At 65.3% G+C, this 23,050-nt stretch carries 21 protein-coding genes, 3 tRNA genes and 1 pseudogene; 13 read left to right on the top strand and 12 right to left on the bottom strand.

Translation table 11 applies throughout. From position 1 onward, the window contains the following. Positions 1 to 834 carry a presqualene diphosphate synthase HpnD gene (hpnD, locus tag C3Y15_RS20435; protein WP_014723176.1) on the bottom strand — a complete coding sequence of 278 codons (834 nt, stop codon included), beginning with the start codon at positions 832 to 834 and terminating at the stop codon, positions 1 to 3. A 241-nt stretch (positions 835 to 1,075) separates the two neighbouring features. Here hpnD and C3Y15_RS20430 point away from each other — a divergent pair. The 4 genes from C3Y15_RS20430 (at position 1,076) to C3Y15_RS20415 (ending at position 3,120) form a co-directional block, all read left to right on the top strand. After that, positions 1,076 to 1,162: transfer RNA gene (locus tag C3Y15_RS20430), tRNA-Leu, on the top strand. A 174-nt stretch (positions 1,163 to 1,336) separates the two neighbouring features. Continuing rightward, positions 1,337 to 2,512: an integrase arm-type DNA-binding domain-containing protein gene (locus C3Y15_RS20425; RefSeq protein WP_014723175.1), complete on the top strand. Its 1,176-nt coding sequence runs from the start codon at positions 1,337 to 1,339 to the stop codon at positions 2,510 to 2,512. A gap of 31 nt (positions 2,513 to 2,543) precedes the next feature. Next, positions 2,544 to 2,807: a hypothetical protein gene (locus tag C3Y15_RS20420; protein WP_041493845.1), complete on the top strand. Its 264-nt coding sequence runs from the start codon at positions 2,544 to 2,546 to the stop codon at positions 2,805 to 2,807. 97 nt (positions 2,808 to 2,904) lie between these two features. Continuing rightward, positions 2,905 to 3,120, top strand: a complete 216-nt coding sequence (locus tag C3Y15_RS20415; protein WP_124259635.1) for a hypothetical protein — start codon at positions 2,905 to 2,907, stop codon at positions 3,118 to 3,120. Positions 3,121 to 3,139: 19 nt separating this feature from the next. On the opposite strand, the gene C3Y15_RS20410 is transcribed toward C3Y15_RS20415, so the two are convergent. From C3Y15_RS20410 to C3Y15_RS20385, 6 genes and pseudogenes are all read right to left on the bottom strand, one after another. After that, complete coding sequence (locus tag C3Y15_RS20410; RefSeq protein WP_014723174.1) at positions 3,140 to 3,337, bottom strand: hypothetical protein; 198 nt, start codon at positions 3,335 to 3,337, stop codon at positions 3,140 to 3,142. Between the two features lie 73 nt (positions 3,338 to 3,410). After that, on the bottom strand, positions 3,411 to 3,647 hold the full coding sequence (locus C3Y15_RS20405) for a hypothetical protein (protein ID WP_034195338.1): 237 nt from the start codon (positions 3,645 to 3,647) through the stop codon (positions 3,411 to 3,413). Between the two features lie 771 nt (positions 3,648 to 4,418). Further along, positions 4,419 to 4,612 (bottom strand): annotated as a pseudogene (locus C3Y15_RS20400) (integrase core domain-containing protein); the annotation flags it as partial. Continuing rightward, positions 4,542 to 5,249 carry a hypothetical protein gene (locus C3Y15_RS20395; RefSeq protein WP_175464248.1) on the bottom strand — a complete coding sequence of 236 codons (708 nt, stop codon included), beginning with the start codon at positions 5,247 to 5,249 and terminating at the stop codon, positions 4,542 to 4,544. The pseudogene C3Y15_RS20400 and the gene C3Y15_RS20395, both read right to left, overlap by 71 nt. A gap of 9 nt (positions 5,250 to 5,258) precedes the next feature. After that, complete coding sequence (locus tag C3Y15_RS20390; RefSeq protein WP_124259636.1) at positions 5,259 to 5,444, bottom strand: hypothetical protein; 186 nt, start codon at positions 5,442 to 5,444, stop codon at positions 5,259 to 5,261. 234 nt (positions 5,445 to 5,678) lie between these two features. Further along, positions 5,679 to 5,909 (bottom strand): hypothetical protein, encoded by a 231-nt coding sequence (locus tag C3Y15_RS20385; protein ID WP_014723172.1) that lies wholly within the window; start codon positions 5,907 to 5,909, stop codon positions 5,679 to 5,681. A 352-nt stretch (positions 5,910 to 6,261) separates the two neighbouring features. Between C3Y15_RS20385 and C3Y15_RS20380 the strand changes: the two genes are divergently transcribed. Then, positions 6,262 to 7,260 (top strand): 2-dehydropantoate 2-reductase, encoded by a 999-nt coding sequence (locus tag C3Y15_RS20380; protein WP_034195340.1) that lies wholly within the window; start codon positions 6,262 to 6,264, stop codon positions 7,258 to 7,260. A 222-nt stretch (positions 7,261 to 7,482) separates the two neighbouring features. On the opposite strand, the gene C3Y15_RS20375 is transcribed toward C3Y15_RS20380, so the two are convergent. Together C3Y15_RS20375 and C3Y15_RS20370 are read right to left on the bottom strand one after the other, a co-directional pair. Next, positions 7,483 to 7,935: a MarR family transcriptional regulator gene (locus C3Y15_RS20375; RefSeq protein ID WP_034195341.1), complete on the bottom strand. Its 453-nt coding sequence runs from the start codon at positions 7,933 to 7,935 to the stop codon at positions 7,483 to 7,485. A gap of 62 nt (positions 7,936 to 7,997) precedes the next feature. Then, a complete protein-coding gene (locus C3Y15_RS20370) occupies positions 7,998 to 9,143 on the bottom strand; it encodes a glycerate kinase (RefSeq protein WP_124259637.1) in 1,146 nt (381 codons plus the stop codon). Positions 9,144 to 9,570: 427 nt separating this feature from the next. Between C3Y15_RS20370 and tig the strand changes: the two genes are divergently transcribed. The 7 genes from tig (at position 9,571) to C3Y15_RS20335 (ending at position 18,206) form a co-directional block, all read left to right on the top strand. After that, positions 9,571 to 10,917, top strand: coding sequence for a trigger factor (gene tig, locus C3Y15_RS20365; protein WP_011885078.1), 1,347 nt, complete (start codon positions 9,571 to 9,573; stop codon positions 10,915 to 10,917). A 140-nt stretch (positions 10,918 to 11,057) separates the two neighbouring features. Continuing rightward, complete coding sequence (gene clpP / locus C3Y15_RS20360; RefSeq protein WP_011885077.1) at positions 11,058 to 11,711, top strand: ATP-dependent Clp endopeptidase proteolytic subunit ClpP; 654 nt, start codon at positions 11,058 to 11,060, stop codon at positions 11,709 to 11,711. 161 nt (positions 11,712 to 11,872) lie between these two features. After that, positions 11,873 to 13,144 carry an ATP-dependent Clp protease ATP-binding subunit ClpX gene (clpX, locus tag C3Y15_RS20355; protein WP_011885076.1) on the top strand — a complete coding sequence of 424 codons (1,272 nt, stop codon included), beginning with the start codon at positions 11,873 to 11,875 and terminating at the stop codon, positions 13,142 to 13,144. A 197-nt stretch (positions 13,145 to 13,341) separates the two neighbouring features. Continuing rightward, entirely contained in the window at positions 13,342 to 15,765 is a 2,424-nt protein-coding gene (lon, locus tag C3Y15_RS20350; RefSeq protein WP_011885075.1) for an endopeptidase La, read from the top strand. 205 nt (positions 15,766 to 15,970) lie between these two features. After that, positions 15,971 to 16,046: transfer RNA gene (locus C3Y15_RS20345), tRNA-Val, on the top strand. 23 nt (positions 16,047 to 16,069) lie between these two features. Further along, positions 16,070 to 16,146 (top strand) — tRNA-Asp (locus C3Y15_RS20340). A gap of 125 nt (positions 16,147 to 16,271) precedes the next feature. Further along, complete coding sequence (locus C3Y15_RS20335; RefSeq protein WP_059461306.1) at positions 16,272 to 18,206, top strand: SurA N-terminal domain-containing protein; 1,935 nt, start codon at positions 16,272 to 16,274, stop codon at positions 18,204 to 18,206. A gap of 158 nt (positions 18,207 to 18,364) precedes the next feature. Here C3Y15_RS20335 and C3Y15_RS20330 read toward each other — a convergent pair whose 3' ends face one another. Next, on the bottom strand, positions 18,365 to 19,042 hold the full coding sequence (locus C3Y15_RS20330; RefSeq protein ID WP_034195345.1) for an arylesterase: 678 nt from the start codon (positions 19,040 to 19,042) through the stop codon (positions 18,365 to 18,367). Between C3Y15_RS20330 and C3Y15_RS20325 the strand changes: the two genes are divergently transcribed. After that, complete coding sequence (locus C3Y15_RS20325) at positions 19,041 to 19,754, top strand: ABC transporter ATP-binding protein (RefSeq protein ID WP_045579003.1); 714 nt, start codon at positions 19,041 to 19,043, stop codon at positions 19,752 to 19,754. The two genes, C3Y15_RS20330 and C3Y15_RS20325, sit on opposite strands and share 2 nt — an antisense overlap. A gap of 58 nt (positions 19,755 to 19,812) precedes the next feature. Here C3Y15_RS20325 and pgi read toward each other — a convergent pair whose 3' ends face one another. Together pgi and C3Y15_RS20315 are read right to left on the bottom strand one after the other, a co-directional pair. Then, positions 19,813 to 21,435 carry a glucose-6-phosphate isomerase gene (pgi, locus tag C3Y15_RS20320; protein ID WP_034195347.1) on the bottom strand — a complete coding sequence of 541 codons (1,623 nt, stop codon included), beginning with the start codon at positions 21,433 to 21,435 and terminating at the stop codon, positions 19,813 to 19,815. A gap of 117 nt (positions 21,436 to 21,552) precedes the next feature. Then, the coding region (locus C3Y15_RS20315) for an NAD(P)H-hydrate dehydratase (RefSeq protein ID WP_134206859.1) at positions 21,553 to 23,050 on the bottom strand (1,498 nt) is incomplete at its 5' end.

Here is a 23,050-nt window from a genome sequence, read left to right as displayed (position 1 = left end):
TCAGTGGCGGCGCGCCGCGCGCCACGCGATCCACAGCTTGCGGATCGGCGTCAGCGCGATGCGCTGATGCAGCACCTGGTAGCCGTCGCGTTCGATTTCGTCGAGCAGTGCGCCGGCCAGCGCGATCTGCGCGCGCAGCGTGCGCTGCGCGCGGCGTTCCGCTGCGGGGATCGCCGCGTCGGCGGCGGTGAGCGCTGCGCGTGCGCGGCTGGTCTGAAACTGCAGCAGCTCGGTGAAGGCGGGGCTGTAGCGGCGATTGAGCAGATCGGCCGCGGTCACGTTGTAGCGTTGCAGTTCGTCGATCGGCAGATAGATGCGGCCATGGCGCGCATCGTTGCCGAGTTCCTGCACGAACTGCGCGAGCATCAGTGCGTGGCCGGCGTCCGCGGCCCACGATTGCGGGTCGGCCGGATTCGCGGCGCTCGCGCGCGCGACCAGCGAAGCAAACGCGCCGCCGACCTGCGCGATGTAGCGCTGCAGATTGGCGAAGTCGAGATAGCGCGCCTGTTCGAGGTCCATTCCGAAACCGTTCACGAGCGTGCGCAGCGCATCGGCTTCGGCGGCGATCGTCGGATGATGCTGCGCGAGCGACTTCGTGACCGGATGCGTCGGCGCGCCGGCGGCGAGCGCTGCGAGTTCCTTGTGCCACCACGCGAGCTTCGTGTGCCCTACGGTCGGGTCGCTGATTTCCTTGACGGTTTCCTCGAGTTCGCGGCGCAGCGCGAACAGGGCGGTGAGACGCGGCTCGGTGGCGCGCGGCGCCTGGCGCAGCGCGTAGTAGACGCTGGAGCCCGCGGGGGCGGCCTTGTGCTGGCAGTAGTCGTCGAAATTCACGGGTGGGATCGTGGCGGAGGCAGGTTCGGGGATGCGCGCGGCGGCGCTTGGACGACACGTCGAGCGCGGCATTCTAGCACCGCTGTCCGGCAGGCGCCGGCCGGGCAACACAACGCGGCGGAGATCGGGTAGAATCTCGCGCTCGCCTGATCGGGCGTGCCGGTTTCCGAGCCGGCGCGGGATCCGTGGCTGCGTGCGAGACGCATGTTTGCGTGCCGCGCGGTCAGGGCGACAGAAATGCGCGTGAGTGGCGAAATTGGTAGACGCACCAGGTTTAGGTCCTGACGCCCGCAAGGGTGTGCCGGTTCGAGTCCGGCCTCACGCACCACATATATTCCCAAGCAATCCCATGTTTGGCTAAAAGGCCCCGCCAGTCGAGTACTTGCGGGGCTTTTTGTTGCCAGCGCCGCCCAGCGTTTCTCATTGACACCCACGAAACCGGGGGCATCTTAGGGGGGGCAGTTTTCTCTGATCAGGGGCATCGAAATGCCCCCGCGCTCAAATGCCCCTTACCGATGTCGCCGTTCGTGCGGCCAAGCCCCGCGAAAAGTCCTACAAGCTGGCCGACGGTCAGGGCATGTACCTCGAGATCATGCCCAACGGCTCCAAGTACTGGCGGTTGAAGTATCGCATCGACGGCAAGGAGAAACGGATGGCCCTCAGGGTCTATCCGGCGGTCACCTTGCTGGCTGCTCGGAAGGCTCGTGATGAGATCAAGGACCAATTGCGCGCCGGCCTCGATCCATCGCACGAAAAGAAGCGCGTGAAGGCTCAGCGCAGCCTGGACCGTGAGAACTCATTCGAGCCGATCGCGCGGGAGTGGCATCAGCAGAAGAAGGGTGCATGGAGCGAGCGACACGCGGACAGGATCATGAAGCTGCTCGAGCGCGAACTGTTTCCCGCGATCGGAGCGCGGCCGATCGCCGAGATTATGGCGCCCGAGCTGTTGGCGGTGATACGGAAGATCGAGGCGCGCGACGCGATCGAGCTCGCACACAAGACTATTCAGGCAACGAGCCAGATCTTCCGATACGCCATTGCCACAGGCCGGGCAGAGCGTGACTCCGCTCCCGATCTCCGCGGCGCGCTGAAGCCCCGTTTCGTCGTGCACATGCGGCGTGTCAGCGAGGCAGAGTTGCCGGAGCTCATGCGGCAGATCAGCGCGTACGACGGCGACTTTCAGACACGCCTGGCGCTGCAGTTCATGGCGCTGACATTTGTTCGTACGAGCGAGCTGCGTTTTGCCGAGTGGACAGAAATCGACGAGAAGAAGGAATGGCGCATCCCACCCGAGAAGATGAAGATGCGCACGCCGCACATCGTGCCGCTGTCGACGCAGGCCCTCGAGGTGATCGCGAAGCTCCCCGAACTGAACGGCCACAGCCAGTTCCTGTTCCCGAGTCGGTCGAGCTCCAAGAAGCCAATGAGCGAGAACACGATCCTGTACGCCTTGTACCGGATGGGCTACCACTCACGGATGACGGGGCACGGCTTCCGCGGCCTTGCGTCGACGATCCTGAACGAACACAGCTTCAACCGCGACTGGATCGAGCGGCAGCTGGCCCATAGCGAGCGCGACGGCGTCCGGGCGGCGTACAACCACGCTGAGTACCTGCCCGAGCGCCGCAAGATGATGCAGTGGTGGAGCAATTACTTGTGGAACGCCGTCCCCAAATAACCGGTTCGTCCCTCCTTGCCGAGGTTCGACGATGCTCGTTCTCAAGCAGTTCCCACTCCGCGAGGAATGGATGAAGACAGTCACAGTACCTAGCGAGAGCATGGCGTCGTGGGTAGGCCACTGGGAAATTTACGACGCTGATCCGTCCCATGGTGGCAGCATAATCGGCGCCGGTGTAGGTCCTGAATTTTCGAGGGAGCAGACGGCGCTGAATGCTGCGGCTAGCGTGGGTATCGATTGGTTGCTCGGCCGGGGGCGGCAGATGTTGATCGACCAATATTTTGCCGAGATCTGATCTTGCCACCGCCCCTGCGTGAGCCAGTGCCGAGCGGGGCTTTTCACATCCGGCGGGCTGCGCGATGATGGCGTCGTTGCGCGATCCGGAGCGTGCCATGCCTGCCATCAAACTGCACATCCCGACGAAAGACGTCTTCCAGTTCAACGACGATCTCACTGCCTGGTCGGTCGCCAGCAGTGTCGATCGTCGTTTGATGAGGCCTCCCCAGATGGAGACGACAAATCGCGAGTCGCCGACGCTGTATCTGGCGGTCGTTGACGAACGATTCTTCGAGCAGTATCCGCGGTGGCGCCAATTCGTGGAGCATTGACCGCCGCCGCTATAGCTCCCTAGTATCGCCGCCCGTAGCCCTCGCGATACAGCGTTGCGCCGATCGATGTCAGCAACGCAATGTCTTCTTCCCCCAATGTATCCCAGGTGGCCGCCAGCCAACCAGCGAAACCGGCACAAGCGTGGTCCAGATCGACCGCTGCCCGTCCTTCGGCATTCAACCGCTCGAAGATCGTGATGACGTCGTGTGGGGTCATGGCTTCCTCCCGGTGATAATCAAAGCGTAGGTGTTCGATGGCCGTACGCTCGGAAAAGGTGAAGGAGCGCGCCCTACTTGCGGCAATGCGGATCCTGGATCAGTGCGAGGCGGCCTAAAAGCTCGTCCACTTGGATTTCGAAGACCCTGTTTCGCACGGGCTGCGTGCGGAGCTTGGTGAGCTTGTCTCTCCAGTACGCCGGGTCGTTCACCGACGACTTGTTGACGAAGGCATGGTGCGCTTGCTCAAGTAGTCCGATCGCTCGCCTTATATGTACCAATTCGCGTTCTGCTTCGCAGTACCAGCTCATATTTGCCGCCTTCTGATGATTTTTGTCGTGACTTGCTGTACCGCGAGAGCCTTGGGCTACTCAAAGACAACGCGCGAGCCGATCTCGAACTGTGCTGTCGTTGCACAGCGCGATGCGAGGTGAGGGGCAAACGTGGCGCGCAAGCAGCGCGCGACGCAGATTTGGGGAGGGGCGAGCGGTCAATCTACAATTGGGTGCTCGGTTCAACTCATCATACGCGCATCGCTCGTCAGGCAGCTGCTTTATTTCTCGGCGATGAGAGGCGGCCCGTCGTGATCCTGCGGCCGGATGACCGGGAGACTGACAGTGTCGAACGTCGAGGCGCCGCGCCGCTCACATGCAGTCCGCGAGCGCTAGACTTTGACGCGCTCAGAGACCTCCTCCTGATAACCTACAGGCACAAACAAGTCGCGATAGCGTCTGTAGATCGGGCGTTCAAAGTAGCGATATACAAGCGTCTACAAGGTCAACACGACCGCAGCAAAGGCTGCAAAGCGGATGTACGGATTGGCGATCTTCATCATCCCGAGGTAGACGCCCAGCGTGATCATCGGAAAATGAACGAGGTAGACCGAGTAACTGATCTCGCCCAGCTATTTCATGGGGCGGCATGAGAGGATGCGAGCAACCACGCTTCCAGACTGCGACACGCTAAAGATGAGGAAGGGCATAGCGGCAAGCGCTTCAAATTCGATGTTGCCGCGTGCGTCGCCGTAAATGACGTAGACGATCCCTGGAGTTGCCCCTGTAACTCAGGACACGCGGACACCGTTAGGTTGATGACACCGCATTACACCTGAACTCGCGAGGCGAGCGGTATTTCAGGGCTCTGTGCGGGTGGCGCTCATTGTAGTGTTCAACGCGATAGCCAGACGCGAGAGCGCTGTTGGTGCGTCAGACTTGTCCATGTAGGCGACGTAATTGTGCTTCATGGTCTTCACGAACGATTCGGCCGTGCCATTGCTTGTGACCTTCTTCGCGTGCTTCCTTCTTCTGCTCCGTGCGCCCGGACCCGATCCAATCCCAAGCGGGTACCAATCCGGGCGCGCCAGGTGCCAACCGCGGGCGCAGCTCCCATTCTTCGACTGGCTTCAGACTCTTGCGCATGTATGTCACGCGCTGGCGAGGAATGCCGGTCTCGGACTCAAGTTGCTCGTCCGTCAATCGTCGTCCGCGGCATGCGCTCCGGATCGTGCGCAGATCTTCGACGCGCGGCGTGCGCAGGTCGATGCATTCCTCGTGTACGCGCCAGGTGTGCGGGACCGGGATCACGGTGTACTCGGCAGTATTGGCGTGCGAGCAGGTCAGCCGGTCCATCGTCATCGGGCATTCCACGAATACGAGTACGTCCGCCGGGCCGGCCCGGTCGGAATACGTGTAGCGATCCAGCAGCACGCCACCGTGGTCTCGCCACCTCGCCAACTGCCCATCGCTTGCTCGATCCCACCATGCCCACACGTAGACGGGCAGATCGGCGATCGACGCGCTCCTGAAGAACACGGGCTTGATCGTCGTGTATCCTCGATTCACGAGGATATGGGTGTAGCCGCCAAACGCTTTTCGGATCGATTGGCCGACGTCGGTGGTCGTGAAATAGCGCACGGGCGATCCTTAAATCGGCTCGCGCTGCAGGCTGCGGACAAGCATGGCGGCATCACGGCAGACCTCGATCGGGATTCGCGGATTTGCGACCACATCTCGCACGAACTTCCCGAGGAGAATGACGGCCGAGACGTCATTTCGAATCGGCTCGACGCTACATGTTGGTTCGCGGCCACATTGTTTCATGTTCTTCATATGCTGTCCCCGCCGGTTGTGCCGGATCACTGTCCCCAATTGCAGTCAAAGTGTCCGGGGGTATATGTGGGGGCATGCAGAAAATACGAACTCGCTGAATCCCAATAGCGTAAAGGAAAGGTGAACCGAATGCGGTTCCGGCCTCCTCTTGGGGTGCGCCGCAAAAAAGCGCTGCCGGTCTTCTGACCGCAGCGCTTTTTTCATTTCCACGCCGCATCCCCGCGCCGCACCGGCCTAATCCCAGAAGCTGCGCACCGCGACCGCCACGATCACCGGCACCGAGAACACCAGCGGAATCGCGAAATACTGCGCTTCGCGATCGACGATCCAGCTGTAGACCAACCATCCCGCGCCGATCGCGAACGTGATCAGGCCGACCAGTACGGCGACGATATTCAAAACCAGCTTCGACGGCTGGCGGCGCGCTTTGTCGTTGCTGTCGGGGTCGCGCGGGGACGAGTTCATCTGAAGAGCGGCTGAGCCAGGCAGGGTTAAACGCACAGGAGACCCCATCCGCGCGGATCGCGCAAGGGCCGAGGCATCGCGGCGGTGTATCGTGGGTCAGCGCGCGTGACGAACCGAACGACGCGGCCCGCCCGTCCGGCAGGGCCGCTGCACGATCACAGGGCAGGGCGCCGCGTCTGCGACGTCGAAGCGCCCGCATGCCACCACGCCCCGACGGGAGACGAAGCAGCTTCCGGCAGCACGCCGCGTCGAACCGTTCCCGCCATTTCGCCGCAACCGCGCTTCGACAAATCGTTGTACCCACAACCACCGAGCGTTATGCTCGTCTTCTTCCAGCAGACGGATTCCCCTCATGAACGATACGAATTCAGGGATTGTGCGCGCAGCGGTGGTCGGTGTCGGCGCGATCGGCGGCTTGCTCGCGATGGCGTTGTCGAAAGCCGGCATGACCGTGAGCGCCTATGCGCGCGGCGCGACGCTCGATGCGTTGAACGCGCACGGCGTGCGCGTGATCGACGAAACCGGCGTCGTGTCGTCCGTCCCGGTGCGGGCGAGCGACGATGCGGCCGTGCTGGGCGTGCAGGACTACGTGGTGATCGCGCTGAAGGCCCAGGCGTTGCCGGCGTTGGCGGCGCGCATCGCGCCGCTGGTCGGGCCCGATACGGTGATCGTCGCGGCGATGAACGGGCTGCCGTGGTGGTTCACGCACGGTCTCGCCGGGCCGGTCGACGGCGTGCCGCTCGACGCGATCGACCCGGCCGGCGCTGTTTCGGCCGTGCTGCCGCCCGCGCAGGCGATCGGCTGCGTCGTGCACCTGTCGTCGAGCACCGACGCGCCCGGTGTCGTGCGTCGCGGGCGCGGCAACCGCCTGCTCGTCGGCGCGCCGGACCGGCGCCTCGACGCAGCGGCGGCGCGCTTGGCCACCGCGCTCGCCGCGGGCGGCTTCGACGTCGAGTCGACCCCGGCGATCCGTACCGAAATCTGGGCGAAGCTGTGGGGCAACATGAACATGAATCCGCTCAGCGCGCTGACGGGCTCGACGGCCGAGCAGTTGCTCGACGATCCATACACCCAGACGCTCGCGCTGCGGATGATGGAGGAGGCGGCCGCGATCGGCGCGACACTCGGCCTCGATACGGGGATGAGCGCGCCCGAGCGGATTGCCGTCACGCGCAAGCTCGGCGCCTTCAAGACGTCGATGCTGCAGGATTTCGAGGCCGGGCGATCGCTGGAGATCGGGCCGATCCTCGGTGTGTTCCCGGAGCTGGGGCGCAGGCTCGGCGTGCCGACGCCTTATTGCGACGCGGTACTCGGCTTGCTGCGCCAGCGTGCGGCGAACAGCGGGCTATAGCGGGCGAGGGCGCCGCGAACGAACGGGCGCCGAAGCGTGTCGATGCGGTTCGGGAAATCGATCAGTGCTTCGGGGTTTTCGAAGAGCCAAGCCGGCTATGCAACTCGGCGACAAGCGGATTCACTCGAACAGCCGGGAAGGCAGTTGATCGCAATCCGAAGTCAGCCCGCCGCAGGCCGACTACACGCGCGTGAAAATCGATCGCGTGAGTACCCGCCCGTTTCAGTCGTCGCGCTCGGCCGCATGCGTGGCGACCTTGTCGAGCAAGCGCTCGAACGTCTGGCGCTCGCTGTCCGACAGGCACACGAGCAAGCCTTCGTTCCACTTGCGCACGATCGGCATGATCTTCCGATACAGCGCGCGGCCGTCGACGGTCAGCGCGATCAGCACGATCCGCCCGTCTTCGTCGCTTGCGCTGCGTTCGAGCAGCCCCTTGCGCAGCAGCGCCTCCGCCGCGCGGCTCGCCTGACTCTTGTCGAGGTTGGTGTGCCGCGCGAGCTCCATGATCGAAAACGGCCCGAACGCGCCGACTGCGGCGATCACGCGCGCTTCGGGCAGCGAAATGTCGAGCTTGTGCCGATACACGTCGGCGATGCCGCGATCGGATCGCTTCGTGAGTGCATGGAGGCGATAGGTCAGAAACTGATCGAGCCCGGCTTGGCGGCGGCCTTTCATGTCGAATCCTGAAGAAAATGGGCGGGCCCGATTGTTCCTGTATCGCGCGCCCGGGTCAACGGTCAGTGTGCGCCGTACTTCAGCCGTGTCAACTGTTCGGCTTCGTTGGCGAGCAGATTCGCCGCGTCGCGGATCGCCACGTCGAGCGTGATCGGCCCCGGCGCCGGCGAAAAGCACCCGCTGAAATGCTCGGACAGCCGCGTCAGCGCGGCCGGATCGATCGCGCCCGACAGCAGCGACGCCGGCACGCCCGCGGCCCGCGCGTGGCGGCACGCGATGAACGGCGCCTTGCCGTGCAGCGTCTGCACGTCGGAGCGGCCTTCGCCGGTGATCAGCCAGTCGGTGCCGGCGAGCGCCGCATCGAGGCCGATCTGGCGCGCGACGACTTCCGCGCCGGCTTCGAACCGCGCGCCGAGCATGTGCAGCGCGAAACCGAGGCCACCGGCCGCGCCGGCGCCGGCCGCGTCGCGGCAGCGGCGGTCGAGCGCCTGCTCGAGCAGGTCGGCGAAGTGGCCGAGCGCCGCGTCGAGCATCGCGACCTGCGCGGGCGCCACGCCCTTTTGCGGGCCGAACACGGCGGTCGCGCCGTGCGCGCCCGTCAGCGGATTGTCGACATCGGACATCCCGATGAATTCGGCTTCCTTCAGCCGCGGATCGAGCGCCGACGCATCGATCCGCGCGATATCGGCGAGCCGCGCCGGCACCGGTTCGACCGGCTGACCGCCCGCATCGAAGCATTGCAGGCCGAGCCCCGCGAGCAGGCCGGCGCCCGCGTCGTTGGTGCTGCTGCCGCCGAGCGCCACGAAGAAGCGGCGCACGCCTTCATCGAGCAGCGTGCGGATCGCTTCGCCCATCCCGCGCGTGCTGCGCGCATCGACCGGCACGCTCATGCCGATCGCGTCCGTGATGCCGACGATCTCCGCCGTCTCGACGATCGCCGTGCGTTCGTCGATCACGCCGAGCGCCGCGTCGCGCGCCGCGAGCGATGCGCCGGCCACCCGCAACGTGCGCCGCGTGCCGCCGCCGGCCAGCATCGCGTCGAGCGTGCCTTCGCCGCCATCGGCCATCGGGCAGCAGCGCACGACCGCATCGGGGCGGGCGCGGCGGATGCCGGTGGCGATCGCGTCCGCGACCTGCTCGGCAGAAAGCGAGCCTTTGAACGAATCGGGCGCGATGACGACGACAGGCGCGGACGGGTGTTGCGGCATGGTGTCTCCGGAAGGCGTGATTGGTATGAAGAATGGGGCCGCGAGCGCGGCGCACCTTCAATCGGAGATTACAGGATGGCGGGCCGGCGGTGGATACGCGCGCCGGCATAGCGGCGATCCGCGCGCATTGCGCCGAAAGGGCGCGGGCGCCACGGCGGGTATTCACGTACGCAGTGGGGTTCTGGCGAGTATGAGGAAAATTGTTTGCTAGAATAGTCGATTCTTCCGGCCAAAGCCGTGCTCCGAGCCGCTTGCGCTAGCCATCCGGCGCGTGCAGGGATGGCGTGGCGCTCCGGCGCGGCGTGGGTTTGTGGCTCACGTATGGGGTTCACATATGTGGCTCACTTCGCGTGACGCACCTCATGCTGCAGGCAGGCACGGCAAGGAAAACCCGATTCGCTCGAATAATTTTAGGACGATTGAAGCCATGGCTAACGTTGTTGAGAACCTCGGCAAGCTTGAACGCCGTGTGACGATTTCCCTGCCGAAGGACACCGTGCAGAAGGAAATCGACGCCCGTATCCAGAAACTCGCAAAGAACGTGCGCATGCCGGGTTTCCGCCCGGGCAAGGTGCCGCTGAAGATGGTTGCGCAGCAGTACGCGGGTCAGGTCGAGGCGGAAGTGCTGAGCGACAAGATCGGCCAGGAATTCTTCACGATCAGCCGCGCGGAAAACCTGCGCGTCGCAGGCCAGCCGAGCTTCGAGCCGAAGCAGGAGCAGGCCGAGGACGCATACGCGTTCGACGCGACGTTCGAGGTGTACCCGGAAGTGAAGATCGGCGATCTGGCGACGGCTGAAGTCGAGCGCTCGACGACGTCGATCGGCGACGCCGAGATCGACCGCACGCTGGACATTCTGCGCAAGCAGCGCGTGCACTACCACGCACGCGGCGAAGCCGGCGAGCACGGCGACGGCGGCGCGGACACCGCAGCGAAGAACGGCGACCGTGTGACGGTCGACTTCGTCGGCAAGATCGACGACGTCGCGTTCCAGGGCGGCACGGCCGAAGACTTCCCGTTCGTGCTCGGCGAAGGCCGCATGCTGCCGGAATTCGAAACCGCGGCGCTCGGCCTGAAGGTCGGCGAAGCGCGCACGTTCGATCTGAAGTTCCCGGACGACTACCACGGCAAGGACGTGGCGGGCAAGACGGCGCAATTCACGGTCACGATGAAGAAGATCGAATGGCCGCACATGCCGGAAATCGACGCCGAATTCGCGAAGTCGCTCGGCATCGAAGACGGCGACCTGACGAAGATGCGCGCCGAGATCAAGGAAAACCTCGAGCGCGAAGCCAAGCGTCGCACGCAGTCGATCGTCAAGAACCAGGTGATGGACGCGCTGCTGAAGATTTCCGAACTCGACGTGCCGAAGGCGCTGATCGAGCAGGATCAGCAACGCCTCGTCGAAATGGCGCGTCAGGATCTCGCCCAGCGCGGCGTGCCGAACGCGAAGGACGCACCGATCCCGGCCGAGATGTTCGCCGAGCAGGCCGAGCGTCGCGTCAAGCTGGGCCTCGTGCTGGCCGAGCTGGTGAAGGCCAACGGCCTCGAAGCGAAGCCGGAACAGATCCGCGCCGAAGTCGACGAGTTCGCGAAGAGCTACGAAGACCCGAAGGAAGTGGTCCGCTGGTATTATTCCAACCAGCAGCGCCTCGCCGAGATGGAAGCGTTCGTCGTTGAAAGCAACGTCGTCGAGTTCGTACTGGGCAAGGCAAAGGTGACGGACAAGGAAGTGAGCTTCGAGGCACTCGCGAGCGCATCGGCGCAAGCGTAAGTGTCGCTCTAGCGGCGTGCCGGCTGTCGGAGCGACGGCCCGCACGCCGTTTTTACGTCAAGCGCACGGTTGCCATTAATATGGCAATTGAGCGGGCGGCTTCCCTCCGTTCAATTTTCCAATCGAACAAGGTTCATTGAATGATCACTCGCGCTGAATTGCTGGACATGCTTGCTTCGAATGCGCCGCAGGGTTTCGAGGCGCAAGCGCTGGGGCTGGTGCCGATCGTCGTCGAAACGAGCGGCCGCGGCGAGCGTTCGTACGATATCTATTCGCGTCTCCTGAAGGAGCGCCTGGTGTTCATGGTCGGCGAAGTCAACGACCAGACGGCGAACCTCGTGGTCGCGCAACTGCTGTTCCTGGAGAGCGAGAATCCCGACAAGGACATCAGCCTCTACATCAACAGCCCGGGCGGCTCGGTGTCGGCCGGCATGGCGATCTACGACACGATGCAGTTCATCAAGCCGGACGTGTCGACGCTCTGCATGGGCCTCGCGGCCAGCATGGGCGCGTTCCTGCTCGCGTCGGGCGCGAAGGGCAAGCGCTTTGCGCTGCCGAACTCGCGCGTGATGATCCACCAGCCGCTCGGCGGCGCGCGCGGCCAGGCGTCGGATATCGAAATTCAGGCACGCGAAATCCTGTACCTGAAGGAACGGTTGAACAACCTGCTCGCGCAGCACACGGGCCAGGACGTCGAGCGCATCGCGCGCGACACCGACCGTGATAACTTCATGTCGAGCGACGACGCGAAGGCGTACGGGCTGATCGACCAGGTGCTGTTGAAGCGCCCGTGAGCTGAAGTGGGGTGCCGCCCCGATTCGCGGCGCCCCCGCACTGTCCGGCGCCCCTGAGCATCTGCGGCAAGCGCATCCGGCCGGCTCCGGTCGCGCCCTAGGCGCGGCGTTCGGAGCAATCGGCGTATCATGTCATTTACCTGTCCGGAGGCTCTACATTCATGGCGGACAAAAAAGGTTCGAACAGCGAGAAGCTGTTGTATTGCTCGTTTTGCGGCAAGAGCCAGCATGAGGTGAAGAAACTCATCGCGGGTCCGTCGGTGTTCATCTGCGATGAGTGCATCGACCTCTGCAACGAGATCATTCGCGACGAGGCCGCTGCGGCCGGCGTCGAGGCCAGCCTGTCCCGGTCGGATCTGCCGAGCCCGCAGGAAATTCGCGACATCCTCGATCAGTACGTGATCGGCCAGGAGCGCGCGAAGAAGATCCTCGCGGTGGCCGTCTACAACCACTACAAACGGCTGAAGCATCTCGACAAGAAGGACGACGTCGAGCTGTCGAAGAGCAACATCCTGCTGATCGGCCCGACGGGCTCCGGCAAGACGCTGCTCGCGCAGACGCTCGCGCGGTTGCTGAACGTGCCGTTCGTGATCGCCGACGCGACGACGCTGACCGAAGCCGGCTACGTCGGCGAGGACGTCGAGAACATCATCCAGAAGCTGTTGCAGAACTGCAACTACGAGGTCGACAAGGCGCAGCGCGGGATCGTCTACATCGACGAAATCGACAAGATCAGCCGCAAGTCGGACAACCCGTCGATCACGCGCGACGTGTCGGGCGAGGGCGTTCAGCAGGCGCTGCTGAAGCTGGTCGAAGGCACGATGGCGTCGGTACCGCCGCAGGGCGGCCGCAAGCATCCGAACCAGGATTTCATCCAGGTCGACACGACCAACATCCTGTTCATCTGCGGCGGCGCGTTCGACGGTCTCGAGAAGGTGATCACCGACCGTACCGAAAAGACGGGCATCGGCTTCGGCGCGTCGGTCAAGAGCAAGCAGGAACGCGACGCCGGCGAAGTGCTGCGCGAGACCGAACCGGAAGACCTGATCAAATTCGGTCTGATCCCCGAATTGATCGGCCGTCTGCCGGTGGTGGCGACGCTCGGCAAGCTCGACGAAGCCGCGCTGATGAAGATCCTCGTCGAGCCGAAGAACGCGCTCGTCAAGCAGTATCACAAGCTGTTCGCGATGGAGCGCGTCGAGCTGGAAATCCGGCCGGCCGCGTTGCAGGCAGTCGCCCGCAAGGCGATCCGCCGCAAGACCGGCGCGCGCGGTTTGCGTTCGATCATCGAACAGGCGTTGCTGGACGTGATGTACGAGCTGCCCACGATGAAAGGGGTCAGCAAGGTCATCATCGACGAGAACGTCATCGATGGCGACGGCAAGCCTTTGTTGATCTATGAGGACACGCCGAAGGTGGCGGGTTCGAACTGACCGGCTTGCCGACGATGTTCTGCGAAAAAGGCCGTTCATGAGACCGTGGGCGGCTTTTTTTCGTTTATCTTGTGGGTAACTCTGACTCGATACGCGGTGGTTACTTTCTTACCGAATATTTCCCGCACTTGAAGGCTTGCAATTCGTTGTGGCGGCCTCAATTACCGAACAATTGATTCCACTCATGGGGAAATGAAATGTCAGGCACCCAACTTCTTCCGCCGGAACGCATCACGCTCCCGCTGCTGCCGCTGCGGGATGTCGTCGTTTTCCCGCACATGGTGATTCCGCTCTTCGTGGGCCGGCCGAAATCGATCAAGGCCCTCGAAGCAGCGATGGAAGGCGGCAAGCACATCATGCTCGTCGCGCAGAAAACCGCGGCCAAGGACGAGCCGACCGAGAAGGACATGTACGAGGTCGGCTGTATCGCCAACATTCTGCAGATGCTGAAGCTGCCGGACGGCACCGTGAAGGTGCTCGTCGAGGGGCTGCAGCGCGCGAAGGCGTTGTCCATCGAAGAGCAGGAGACGCAGTTCTCCTGCGAAGTGATGCCGCTCGAGCCCGATCATGCCGACAGCGCGGAAACGGAAGCGCTGCGCCGCGCGATCGTGTCGCAGTTCGACCAGTACGTGAAGCTGAACAAGAAGATCCCGCCGGAGATCCTCACGTCGCTGTCGGGCATCGACGAAGCAGGCCGTCTCGCGGACATGATCGCCGAGCGTCTGCCGCTCAAACTCGACCAGAAGCAGCACATCCTCGAGATGTTCCCGGTCATCGAGCGTCTCGAGCACCTGCTCGCGCAGCTCGAGGCGGAGATCGACATTCTCCAGGTCGAAAAGCGCATCCGTGGGCGCGTGAAGCGTCAGATGGAAAAGAGCCAGCGCGAGTACTACCTGAACGAGCAGGTCAAGGCGATCCAGAAGGAACTGGGCGAAGGCGAAGAGGGTGCGGATCTCGAGGAACTCGAGAAGCGCATCAACGCCGCGCGCATGCCGAAGGAAGCCAAGAAGAAGGCCGACGCCGAGCTCAAGAAGCTGAAGCTGATGTCGCCGATGTCCGCGGAAGCGACCGTCGTGCGCAACTACATCGACACGCTGATCGGCCTGCCGTGGCGCAAGAAGAGCAAGGTCAACAACGACCTGTCGAACGCCGAGCAGGTGCTCGACGAGGATCACTTCGGCCTCGAAAAGGTGAAGGAACGCATTCTCGAGTACCTCGCGGTGCAACAGCGCGTGGACAAGGTGAAGGCGCCGATCCTGTGCCTCGTCGGGCCTCCGGGCGTCGGCAAGACGTCGCTCGGCCAGTCGATCGCGCGTGCGACGAACCGCAAGTTCGTCCGGATGGCGCTCGGCGGTGTGCGTGACGAAGCCGAGATCCGCGGTCACCGCCGCACCTACATCGGCTCGATGCCGGGCAAGATCCTGCAGAGCCTGGCGAAGGTCGGCGTGCGCAATCCGCTCTTCCTGCTCGACGAAGTCGACAAGATGGGGATGGATTTCCGCGGCGATCCGTCGTCGGCGCTGCTCGAAGTGCTCGATCCGGAACAGAACCACACGTTCGCCGACCACTACATCGAAGTCGACTTCGATCTGTCGGACGTGATGTTCGTCGCGACGTCGAACTCGCTGAACATCCCGCCGCCGCTGCTCGACCGGATGGAAGTGATTCGTCTGTCGGGCTATACGGAAGACGAGAAGGTCAGCATCGCGCAGCGTTACCTGCTGCCGAAGCAGAAGAAGAACAACGGTCTGAAGGACGGCGAGATCGAGGTCACCGAGCAGGCGATCCGCGACATCATCCGCTACTACACGCGCGAAGCCGGTGTGCGTTCGCTCGAGCGGGAAGTGTCGAAGATCTGCCGCAAGGTCGTGAAGATGCTGCTGCTGAAGAAGGCGTCGGGCGCGATCAAGGTCGATGGCGAGAATCTCGATACGTTCCTCGGCGTGCGCAAGTACGACTTCGGCCTCGCGGCGAAGGAAAACCAGGTCGGTCAGGTGACGGGCCTCGCGTGGACGGAAGTCGGCGGCGATCTGCTGACGATCGAAGCCGCGGTGATGCCGGGCAAGGGCAATGTGATACGCACCGGTTCGCTCGGCGACGTGATGAAGGAGTCGGTCGAGGCAGCGCGTTCGGTCGTGCGCTCGCGTTCGCGTCGTCTCGGCATCAAGGACGAAGCGTTCGAGAAGCAGGACATTCACATCCACGTGCCGGAAGGCGCGACGCCGAAGGACGGTCCGTCTGCCGGCGGTGCGATGACGACCGCGCTGGTGTCGGTGCTGACGGGTATTCCCGTGCGTGCCGACGTCGCGATGACGGGCGAGATCACGCTGCGTGGCGAGGTGCTGCCGATCGGCGGGCTGAAGGAGAAGCTGCTGGCTGCGCATCGCGGCGGCATCAAGCTCGTGCTGATCCCGGAAGAGAACGTGAAGGATCTCGCCGACATTCCGGACAACGTGAAGAACGCGATCGAAATCGTGCCGGTCCGCTGGATCGACAAGGTGCTCGAACTCGCGCTCGAACGTGCGCCGACTCCGCTGCCGCCGGAAGAAGAGGCGAAGGCTGCGGCACCGGTCGGCGAGGCGGCGAAGGATGCCGGCTCGACGGAAGTGGTCAAGCACTGAGAACCTGAACGCCGTCGCTGACGGCGATCGACGAAAACCCGCGGCGTGTCCGCGGGTTTTTTTATCTGCGTCGGTATCGTGCTTGCGCGCCGCGTCGAAAAATTTCGCGCGTGGGCTTGGCAAAGTGATCTGGAATGAATTAAACTCGCAGGCTCGCTGGTTGTTGATGCCGAAACGCAGATCGCAACTAGAAAGAATCGGAAACGGGTGCTTAGCTCAGCTGGTAGAGCGGCGCCCTTACAAGGCGTAGGTCGGGGGTTCGAACCCCTCAGCACCCACCAGTTTCACGATTCAGCCAGACCAAGGAGCGGTAGTTCAGTCGGTTAGAATACCGGCCTGTCACGCCGGGGGTCGCGGGTTCGAGTCCCGTCCGCTCCGCCAGAAAATGAAAAAGCCCGCCTCGTGCGGGCTTTTTCATTTGCAACGCCGTCCGCACGCCTGCGATTTTTCCCGTCCCACCCCGTATGTTGTAATATCGGTCGTTTTGTCCAATTTTCCCGTCACGCATGCTCGATTTCTTCCGTAATCACCAGCGCCTGATGATGGCGCTCCTGCTCCTCATCGTGTTGCCGGGGCTGGGTTTCGTCGGGATCCAAGGTTTCCGCGGCTTCTTCGACGACAGCGCGAACGTCGCAGCGGTCAACGGACACAAGATCACGCGGGTCGAATTCGACGGCGCGTTCCGCCAGCAGATCGACCAGGCGCGCCAGGCGCTCGGCGGGCAGTTCGACATCAAGATGTTCGATACGCCGGAGCATCGCAAGCAGGTGCTCGACGGCCTGATCCAGCAGCGCGTGCTCGCCGACGAAACGCAGCGCCTGCATCTGACCGCGTCCGACAACGCGGTGCGCGACGCACTGATGAGCGACCCGATGATCGCGTCGCTGAAGAAGCCCGACGGTACGATCGACGTCCAGCGCTACGCGCAGCTGCTGTCGTTCCAGGGCATGACGCCCGAGCAGTATCAGGAACGTGTGCGCTACAGCCTCGCGCTCCAACAGATTCCCGCGAGCATCGTGTCGAGCGCGTTCACGCCGAAGGGCCCGGCCCAACGCCTGTCGGAACTCGCCGCGCAGCAACGTGAAGTGCAGGCGCTCGTGCTGAAGTCGAGCGACTTCGCGGCGAAGGTGCAGCCGACCGACGCGCAGCTCACCGCCTACTACGACGCGCACAAGCAGAGCTTCGCGACGCCGGAAACCGCGACGATCCAGTATCTGGTCTATTCGCCGGCCGCGGCCGCCGCGAGCGCGCAGCCGACCGACGCCGACATCAAGAAGTTCTACGACGACAACCCGACGCACTTCCGCTCGGAAGCGCAGGTGCGCATCAGCCACATCTTCATCGCCGCGGCGAGCAACGCAAGCGCAGCCGACAAGGCTGCCGCGAAGGCGAAGGCCGAGCAGCTGCTGGCCGACGTGAAGGCACATCCCGACCAGTTCGCGCAAATCGCGCAGAAGAGCTCGCAGGACGCGCCGTCGGCGGCGAAGGGCGGCGATCTCGGCTTCATCACGCGCGGCTCGACGGCGGGCGGCAAGGCGTTCGACGATGCCGCGTTCGCGCTGAAGCAGGGCGAGGTGAGCGGTGTCGTGGAGTCGGACCTCGGCTTCCACATCCTGAAGGCGACCGAAGTGAAGCCGTCGGTGGTCAAGCCGTTCGCGGACGTGAAGGATCAGATCGCAGTCGACCTGAAGCAGCAGTACGCAGCGAAGGCCTTCACGGACAACGCGGAAGGCTTCACGTCGACCGTCTACGAAAAGGCGAAGTCGCTGCAACCGGCCGCCGACAAGTACAAGCTGACGATCCAGACGGCCACCGTCACGCCGACGCCGAATCCGCAATTGCCGCCGACGAGCCCGCTGAACAATCCGAAGTTCCTCGCGGCCGTGTTCGCGAGCGATTCGGTGAAGAGCCGCAACAACACGCAGGCGGTCGACGTGGGCAACAACACGCTGATCTCGGCGCACGTGGTCGACTACAAGCAGGCCGCTGTGCCGGCGCTCGACGCGATCAAGGACGTGGTGCGTCAGAAGGTGGTCGCCGAGCAGGCGGCCGAGCTCGCGAGGAAGGACGGCGCGGCGAAGCTCGCCGAGCTGCAGAAGTCGAAGTCCACCGACGGCTTCACGCCCGCGCAGAAGGTGTCGCGCACGCAATCGCAGGGGCTGACGCCGGCCGCGCTGAGCGCCGTCTACAAGGTCGATTCGAAGACGCTGCCGGCGTACGTCGGCGTCGATCTCGGTGCCGAAGGCTACGCGATCTATCGCGTGAACGCGGTGATTCCGGGCACGGCCGTCGATCCGCAGCAGCTCGCGGCCGCGCAGCAGCAGATGGCGCAGGTCGAAGCGCAAAGCGAAGGCGAGGCGTATCTCGCCGCGCTGCGCGATCGCTCGAAGGTCAAGCTGTACGGCACCACGCAGAGCCCGTCGCAGGACAGCGGCAACTAACTGAGCCGACGGCGGCGGCGCGTCGAAGCGCCGCTCGGCCGCCGGCAAGCGAAACGCCTCGCTCGCCGGTCAGGCTCACAATGACAAGAAGCCCCGCATCCGCGGGGCTTCTTGCATTTGGGCGATCGTGGTCGCGACCGCGCCAGCGACCGCGCCGCTCAACCGCGCGGCTTGCCGAGCAGCGGCTTCAGCGTCGGCCACACGTTGTCGAGCAGAACCCGCTGCGCCTGTTCGCCGGGATGCATCTGATCCGACTGGAACATCTCCGGCTTGTTCTCGATGCCGGCCAGCAGGAACGGCACGAGCGGCACGCCGAGTTGCTTCGACAGGCGCGTATAGACCGCGTGGAATTTCTGCGTGTAGTCGGGCCCGTAATTCGGCGGCACGTACATGCCGACCAGCACGACCTGCGCATGTGCGCGTCGCGCAGCGGCGATGATGTCGCGCAGATTCTGTTCGGTCGTCGCGACCGGCACGCCGCGCAGCGCATCGTTCGAACCGAGCTCGACGATGACGATCGACGGCTTGAGCCGTTGCAGCACGGCGGGCAATCGCGCGCGTCCGCCGCTCGTGGTGTCGCCGCTGACGCTTGCGTTCGCAACGCTATAATCGATTCGCTCGGTCGCGAGCCGTTGCCGCAGCAACGCCACCCAGCCGGTGTCGCGCGGCAGCCCGTACTCGGCCGACAGGCTGTCGCCGAGCACGACGAGCGTGGGCCGGCCCTCAGGTGCGGCCGGCGCGGCGCTCGCCGCGCGCGCGGGCACGGTCGCTGCGCATAATGTAGCCAGCAGCGCGGCGAGCGCCGCGCGCCTTTTCCAGCGGAATGTCGTGTCCATGTTCAAGATTACCGATCCGATCATCGAAGTCCGAGACGTGTGCAAGCGGGTCGCCGACGCAAGCGGCGAGCTGACGATACTCGATGGCATCACGCTGACCGTGCGGCCCGGCAGCAGTCTCGCGATCGTGGGTGCCTCGGGGTCGGGCAAGTCGACGCTGCTCGGCCTGCTCGCCGGGTTGGACAGCGCGACGAGCGGGACGGTTCGCCTGCTCGGCCGCGCGCTCGAGCAACTCGACGAGGACGAGCGCGCCGCGCTGCGCAGCGGCGCAGTCGGGTTCGTGTTCCAGTCGTTCCAGCTGATGCCGCATCTGACGGCGCTCGAAAACGTGATGTTGCCGCTCGAACTGCAGGGCGGCATCAGCGCGCGCGACGCAGCCGCTCGTGCGCGCGCGCTGCTCGTGCAGGTCGGCCTCGGCGAGCGCACCGCGCATTATCCGAAGCTGCTGTCCGGCGGCGAGCAGCAGCGCGTCGCGCTCGCGCGCGCGTTCGTCACGCAGCCGGCGATCCTGTTCGCCGACGAGCCGACCGGCAGCCTCGACGCGGCCACCGGCCACGCGGTCATCGACTTGATGTTCGAGCTGAACCGCACGCACGGCGCGACGCTCGTGCTCGTCACGCACGACGCCGAGCTCGCCCGGCGCTGTACCACGACGGTGACGATCGAAGCCGGACGCATCGTCGTGCCCCATACTGCCCAAAGCGGCGCCTGAACGCGCGCCGGCCGCACCGAGGCGCTGAGCCCCGGTGCGGCCGGTACGCGCGCAGGGGTCAGCGCTTGAGCGCGGCGCGTGCGCGTTCGATCAGCGCGGTCGTCGACGAGTCGTGCTTCGCGGGATCGACCGAGTCGGCCGACAAATCGGCTTCGACCACCTTGCCGAGGATCTTGCCGAGCTCGACGCCCCATTGATCGAACGGATTGATATCCCACACCGTCGCCTGTACGAGCACCTTGTGCTCGTACAGCGCGATCAGCGCGCCGAGCGTGCGCGGCGTCAGCGCGTCGACCAGCAGCGTCGTCGTCGGCCGGTTGCCGGGGAACGTCAGATGCGGCGCGAGCGCTTCCTCGCCGGGGCCGGCGATCTTGCGCGCTTCGTCGAGCGTGCGGCCGAGCATCAGCGCTTCGCTCTGCGCGAAGCAGTTCGCGAGCAGCTTCGGATGATGGCTCGCGAGCGGATGCTCGGGCGTCAGCACCGCGATGAAGTCGATCGGCACGATCGTCGGGCCCTGATGCAGCATCTGGAAGAACGCGTGCTGGCCGTTGGTGCCCGGCTCGCCCCACGTGACGGCCGACGTCGGGTAGTCGACGAAGGTGCCGTCCAGGCGCGCCGACTTGCCGTTGCTCTCCATCTCGAGCTGCTGCAGATACGACGGCAGGTAGTGCAGCGCTTCCGAATACGGCGCGACGAGATAGCTCTGCGAGCCGAAGAAATTGCGATACCAGATGCCGATCATGCCCAGCAGCACGGGCAGGTTGCGCTCGAGCGGCGCTTCGCGGAAATGGCGGTCCATGTCGTTCGCGCCGGCGAGCAGTTCGTCGAACTGGTCGGGCCCGACCGCGATCATGATCGACAGGCCGACCGCCGACCACAGCGAATAGCGGCCGCCGACCCAGTCCCACATTTCGAACACGTTGTCCGCCGCGATGCCGAACCTGACGACTTCGGACGGGTTCGCCGACACGCCGACGAAGTGCTTCGCGAGCGCATCCTCGGGGCAGCCGCGCGCGATGAACCAGTCGCGCAGCGAGCGTGCGTTCGTCATCGTCTCGAGCGTCGTGAAGGTTTTCGACACGATGATCGCGAGCGTTTCTTCCGGATCGACCTGCTCGAGCACGCGCGCGAGATCGGCGCCGTCGACGTTCGACACGAAGTGGGTCGAGATGTCCGGCGTCGCGACGTGATGCAGCGCGTGCGTGACCATCTTCGGCCCGAGATCCGAGCCGCCGATGCCGATATTGATCACGTGGCGGATGCGCTTGCCGGTATGGCCCGTCCACGCGCCGCTGCGCACGGCGCGCGCGAAGCTCGCCATCTTCGCGCGTTCGGCGCTGACCTGCGCGTGGAACGGGGCGTTCGGATCGGTCGCGCGCAGCGCCGTATGCAATGCGGCGCGGCCTTCCGTCGGGTTGACGACGTCGCCGGCGAACATCGCGTCGCGGCGCGCTTCGACGCGTGTGTCGCGCGCCAGTTGCACGAGCAGGCGCAGCGTGTCGTCGTTGATGCGATTCTTCGAGAAATCGGCGGCGAGGCCGCCGCCGGCGATCGTGAAGCGTTCGGCGCGGGTCGGCGCGCGATCGTTTTCGGGTGCGAACCAGTCGCGCAGCCGCGCATGGCGGATCTCGGCGAAGTGGGATTGGAGGGCAGTCCAGGCGGGGAGCGAATTCAGCGTCATGGCGGTTCGAGTGAAGCGTGAATCGGGAGGAATGCCGCGCCGGCGCATCGCGATCGCGATCGCGAGGCCGGCGGACGAGCGGGCCCGCCGTGCGGCGGGGCACCCAGTATAGCGGCGTTATATGTCCGCGCGCGGCGACGGGTAAAAAAGGCGATTGATCAGCGTGCGCACCATCGGCGCGAGTTCGCCGGCGTTGAGGCCGGCCGGGCCCGTGCCGCTCGCGGTCAGCGTATCGGCCGCGAGACCGTGCAGGTAGACGCCGGCCAGCGCCGCTTCGTAGGGCGCGACACGTTGCGCGAGCAGCGCGCCGATCAGGCCGCCGAGCACGTCGCCGGTGCCGCCCGTCGCGAGCGCCGCGTTGCCGGTGGGGTTGATCGTCAGGCGTCCGTCGGGTGCGGCGATCACCGTGCCCGAACCCTTCAGGACGACGATGCTTGCATAGCGGGCGGCGAGCGCCTGCGCCGCGGCCAGCCGGTCGTGCTGCACCGACGCGGTGTCGCTGCCGAGCAGCCGTGCGGCCTCGAGCGGATGCGGCGTCAGCACGCACGCGCCGTCGCGCGCGGCGACGGCGGCCGCGAGATCGGCGTGCGTCGCGACGAGGTTCAGCGCATCGGCGTCGAGCAGCGTCGCGGCGCCGTGCGCGAGCACGCGGCGCACGAGCGCGGCCGCCGCGTCGCGGGTGCCGAGGCCGCAGCCGGCGGCGATCGCGGACATCGCATCGAGATCGACGCCGTCCGCCGGATGCAGCATCAGCTCGGGAAACGGCGGGTCGTACGGCGGCGCGCCGGTGCCGAGAAAGCCCACGTGCACCTTGCCGGCGCCGGCGAACAGCGCCGCGCGCGCGGCGAGGATCGGCGCGCCGCACATGCCCGTGTCGCCGCCGATCACCGCGAGGCTGCCGAACGTGCCCTTGTGCGACGCGAACGCGCGCGCGGGCAGGGCGGCGGCGAAGCGCGCGGGCGCGTTCAGCACGACGGCCGGCGCAGCCGGCGGCGCGACGTCGAGCGACGCGATCTCGATGGCGCCGGCGAGGTCGCGGCCGTCGCCCGTGTAAAGGCCCGGCTTCGCGCCGATGAAGGTGAGCGTATGTGTGGCGACGACCGCGGCGCCGGCGCCGACGATGCGTCCGGTGTCGCTGTCGAGCCCGCTCGGCACGTCGAGCGCGAGCACCCGGCCGCCGCTGCGCGCGTGCGCGGCGATGCGCTCGGCCTGGGCGGCGAACGGGCCGTCGAGCGCGCGCGCCAGGCCGATCCCGAACAATCCGTCGACTACCCATGCGTAATCGTCGAGCGAAGCGGGCGGCTCGGTCGACAGCGGCACGCCGGCCGCGCGCGCCAGCCCGAGCGCCCATTGTGCGTCGTCCGGCTTCACGGTCACGGGCATCCAGGCGTGGGTCGCGACGCCGAGCTGCTGCAGCTGCGCGGCGGCCACCAGCGCATCGCCGCCGTTGTTGCCGGGGCCGACCGCGAACCACACCGGGCGTTCATCGTCGGTCATTCGTTCGGACAGCCAGCGGGCGGCGGCCGCGCCGGCGCGCGCCATCAGCGTATGCGGCGGCAGCGTGGCCGTCGCGGCGGCTTCGGCGGCGCGCAGATCGGCGACGCGCAGCAGGGCG

The sequence above is a fragment of the Burkholderia sp. B10 genome, from assembly GCF_004368385.1.
GTDB lineage: Bacteria > Pseudomonadota > Gammaproteobacteria > Burkholderiales > Burkholderiaceae > Burkholderia > Burkholderia vietnamiensis.
This window is presented reverse-complemented; position numbering and strand designations above follow the sequence as displayed.

What these genes read in the sequence shown, in the direction of transcription:
- C3Y15_RS20415 (WP_124259635.1), top strand. Translation starts at nt 2,905, where the DNA reads ATGCCTGCCATCAAACTGCACATCCCGACGAAAGACGTCTTCCAGTTC.
- C3Y15_RS20330 (WP_034195345.1), bottom strand. Translation starts at nt 19,042, where the DNA reads ATGGACACGACATTCCGCTGGAAAAGGCGCGCGGCGCTCGCCGCGCTG.
- lon (WP_011885075.1), top strand. Translation starts at nt 13,342, where the DNA reads ATGTCAGGCACCCAACTTCTTCCGCCGGAACGCATCACGCTCCCGCTG.
- C3Y15_RS20385 (WP_014723172.1), bottom strand. Translation starts at nt 5,909, where the DNA reads ATGAACTCGTCCCCGCGCGACCCCGACAGCAACGACAAAGCGCGCCGC.
- C3Y15_RS20380 (WP_034195340.1), top strand. Translation starts at nt 6,262, where the DNA reads ATGAACGATACGAATTCAGGGATTGTGCGCGCAGCGGTGGTCGGTGTC.
- pgi (WP_034195347.1), bottom strand. Translation starts at nt 21,435, where the DNA reads ATGACGCTGAATTCGCTCCCCGCCTGGACTGCCCTCCAATCCCACTTC.
- C3Y15_RS20325 (WP_045579003.1), top strand. Translation starts at nt 19,041, where the DNA reads ATGTTCAAGATTACCGATCCGATCATCGAAGTCCGAGACGTGTGCAAG.
- clpP (WP_011885077.1), top strand. Translation starts at nt 11,058, where the DNA reads ATGATCACTCGCGCTGAATTGCTGGACATGCTTGCTTCGAATGCGCCG.
- C3Y15_RS20370 (WP_124259637.1), bottom strand. Translation starts at nt 9,143, where the DNA reads ATGCCGCAACACCCGTCCGCGCCTGTCGTCGTCATCGCGCCCGATTCG.
- C3Y15_RS20390 (WP_124259636.1), bottom strand. Translation starts at nt 5,444, where the DNA reads ATGAAGAACATGAAACAATGTGGCCGCGAACCAACATGTAGCGTCGAG.
- C3Y15_RS20425 (WP_014723175.1), top strand. Translation starts at nt 1,337, where the DNA reads ATGCCCCTTACCGATGTCGCCGTTCGTGCGGCCAAGCCCCGCGAAAAG.
- C3Y15_RS20335 (WP_059461306.1), top strand. Translation starts at nt 16,272, where the DNA reads ATGCTCGATTTCTTCCGTAATCACCAGCGCCTGATGATGGCGCTCCTG.
- C3Y15_RS20405 (WP_034195338.1), bottom strand. Translation starts at nt 3,647, where the DNA reads ATGAGCTGGTACTGCGAAGCAGAACGCGAATTGGTACATATAAGGCGA.
- C3Y15_RS20420 (WP_041493845.1), top strand. Translation starts at nt 2,544, where the DNA reads ATGCTCGTTCTCAAGCAGTTCCCACTCCGCGAGGAATGGATGAAGACA.
- C3Y15_RS20375 (WP_034195341.1), bottom strand. Translation starts at nt 7,935, where the DNA reads ATGAAAGGCCGCCGCCAAGCCGGGCTCGATCAGTTTCTGACCTATCGC.
- clpX (WP_011885076.1), top strand. Translation starts at nt 11,873, where the DNA reads ATGGCGGACAAAAAAGGTTCGAACAGCGAGAAGCTGTTGTATTGCTCG.
- tig (WP_011885078.1), top strand. Translation starts at nt 9,571, where the DNA reads ATGGCTAACGTTGTTGAGAACCTCGGCAAGCTTGAACGCCGTGTGACG.
- C3Y15_RS20410 (WP_014723174.1), bottom strand. Translation starts at nt 3,337, where the DNA reads ATGACCCCACACGACGTCATCACGATCTTCGAGCGGTTGAATGCCGAA.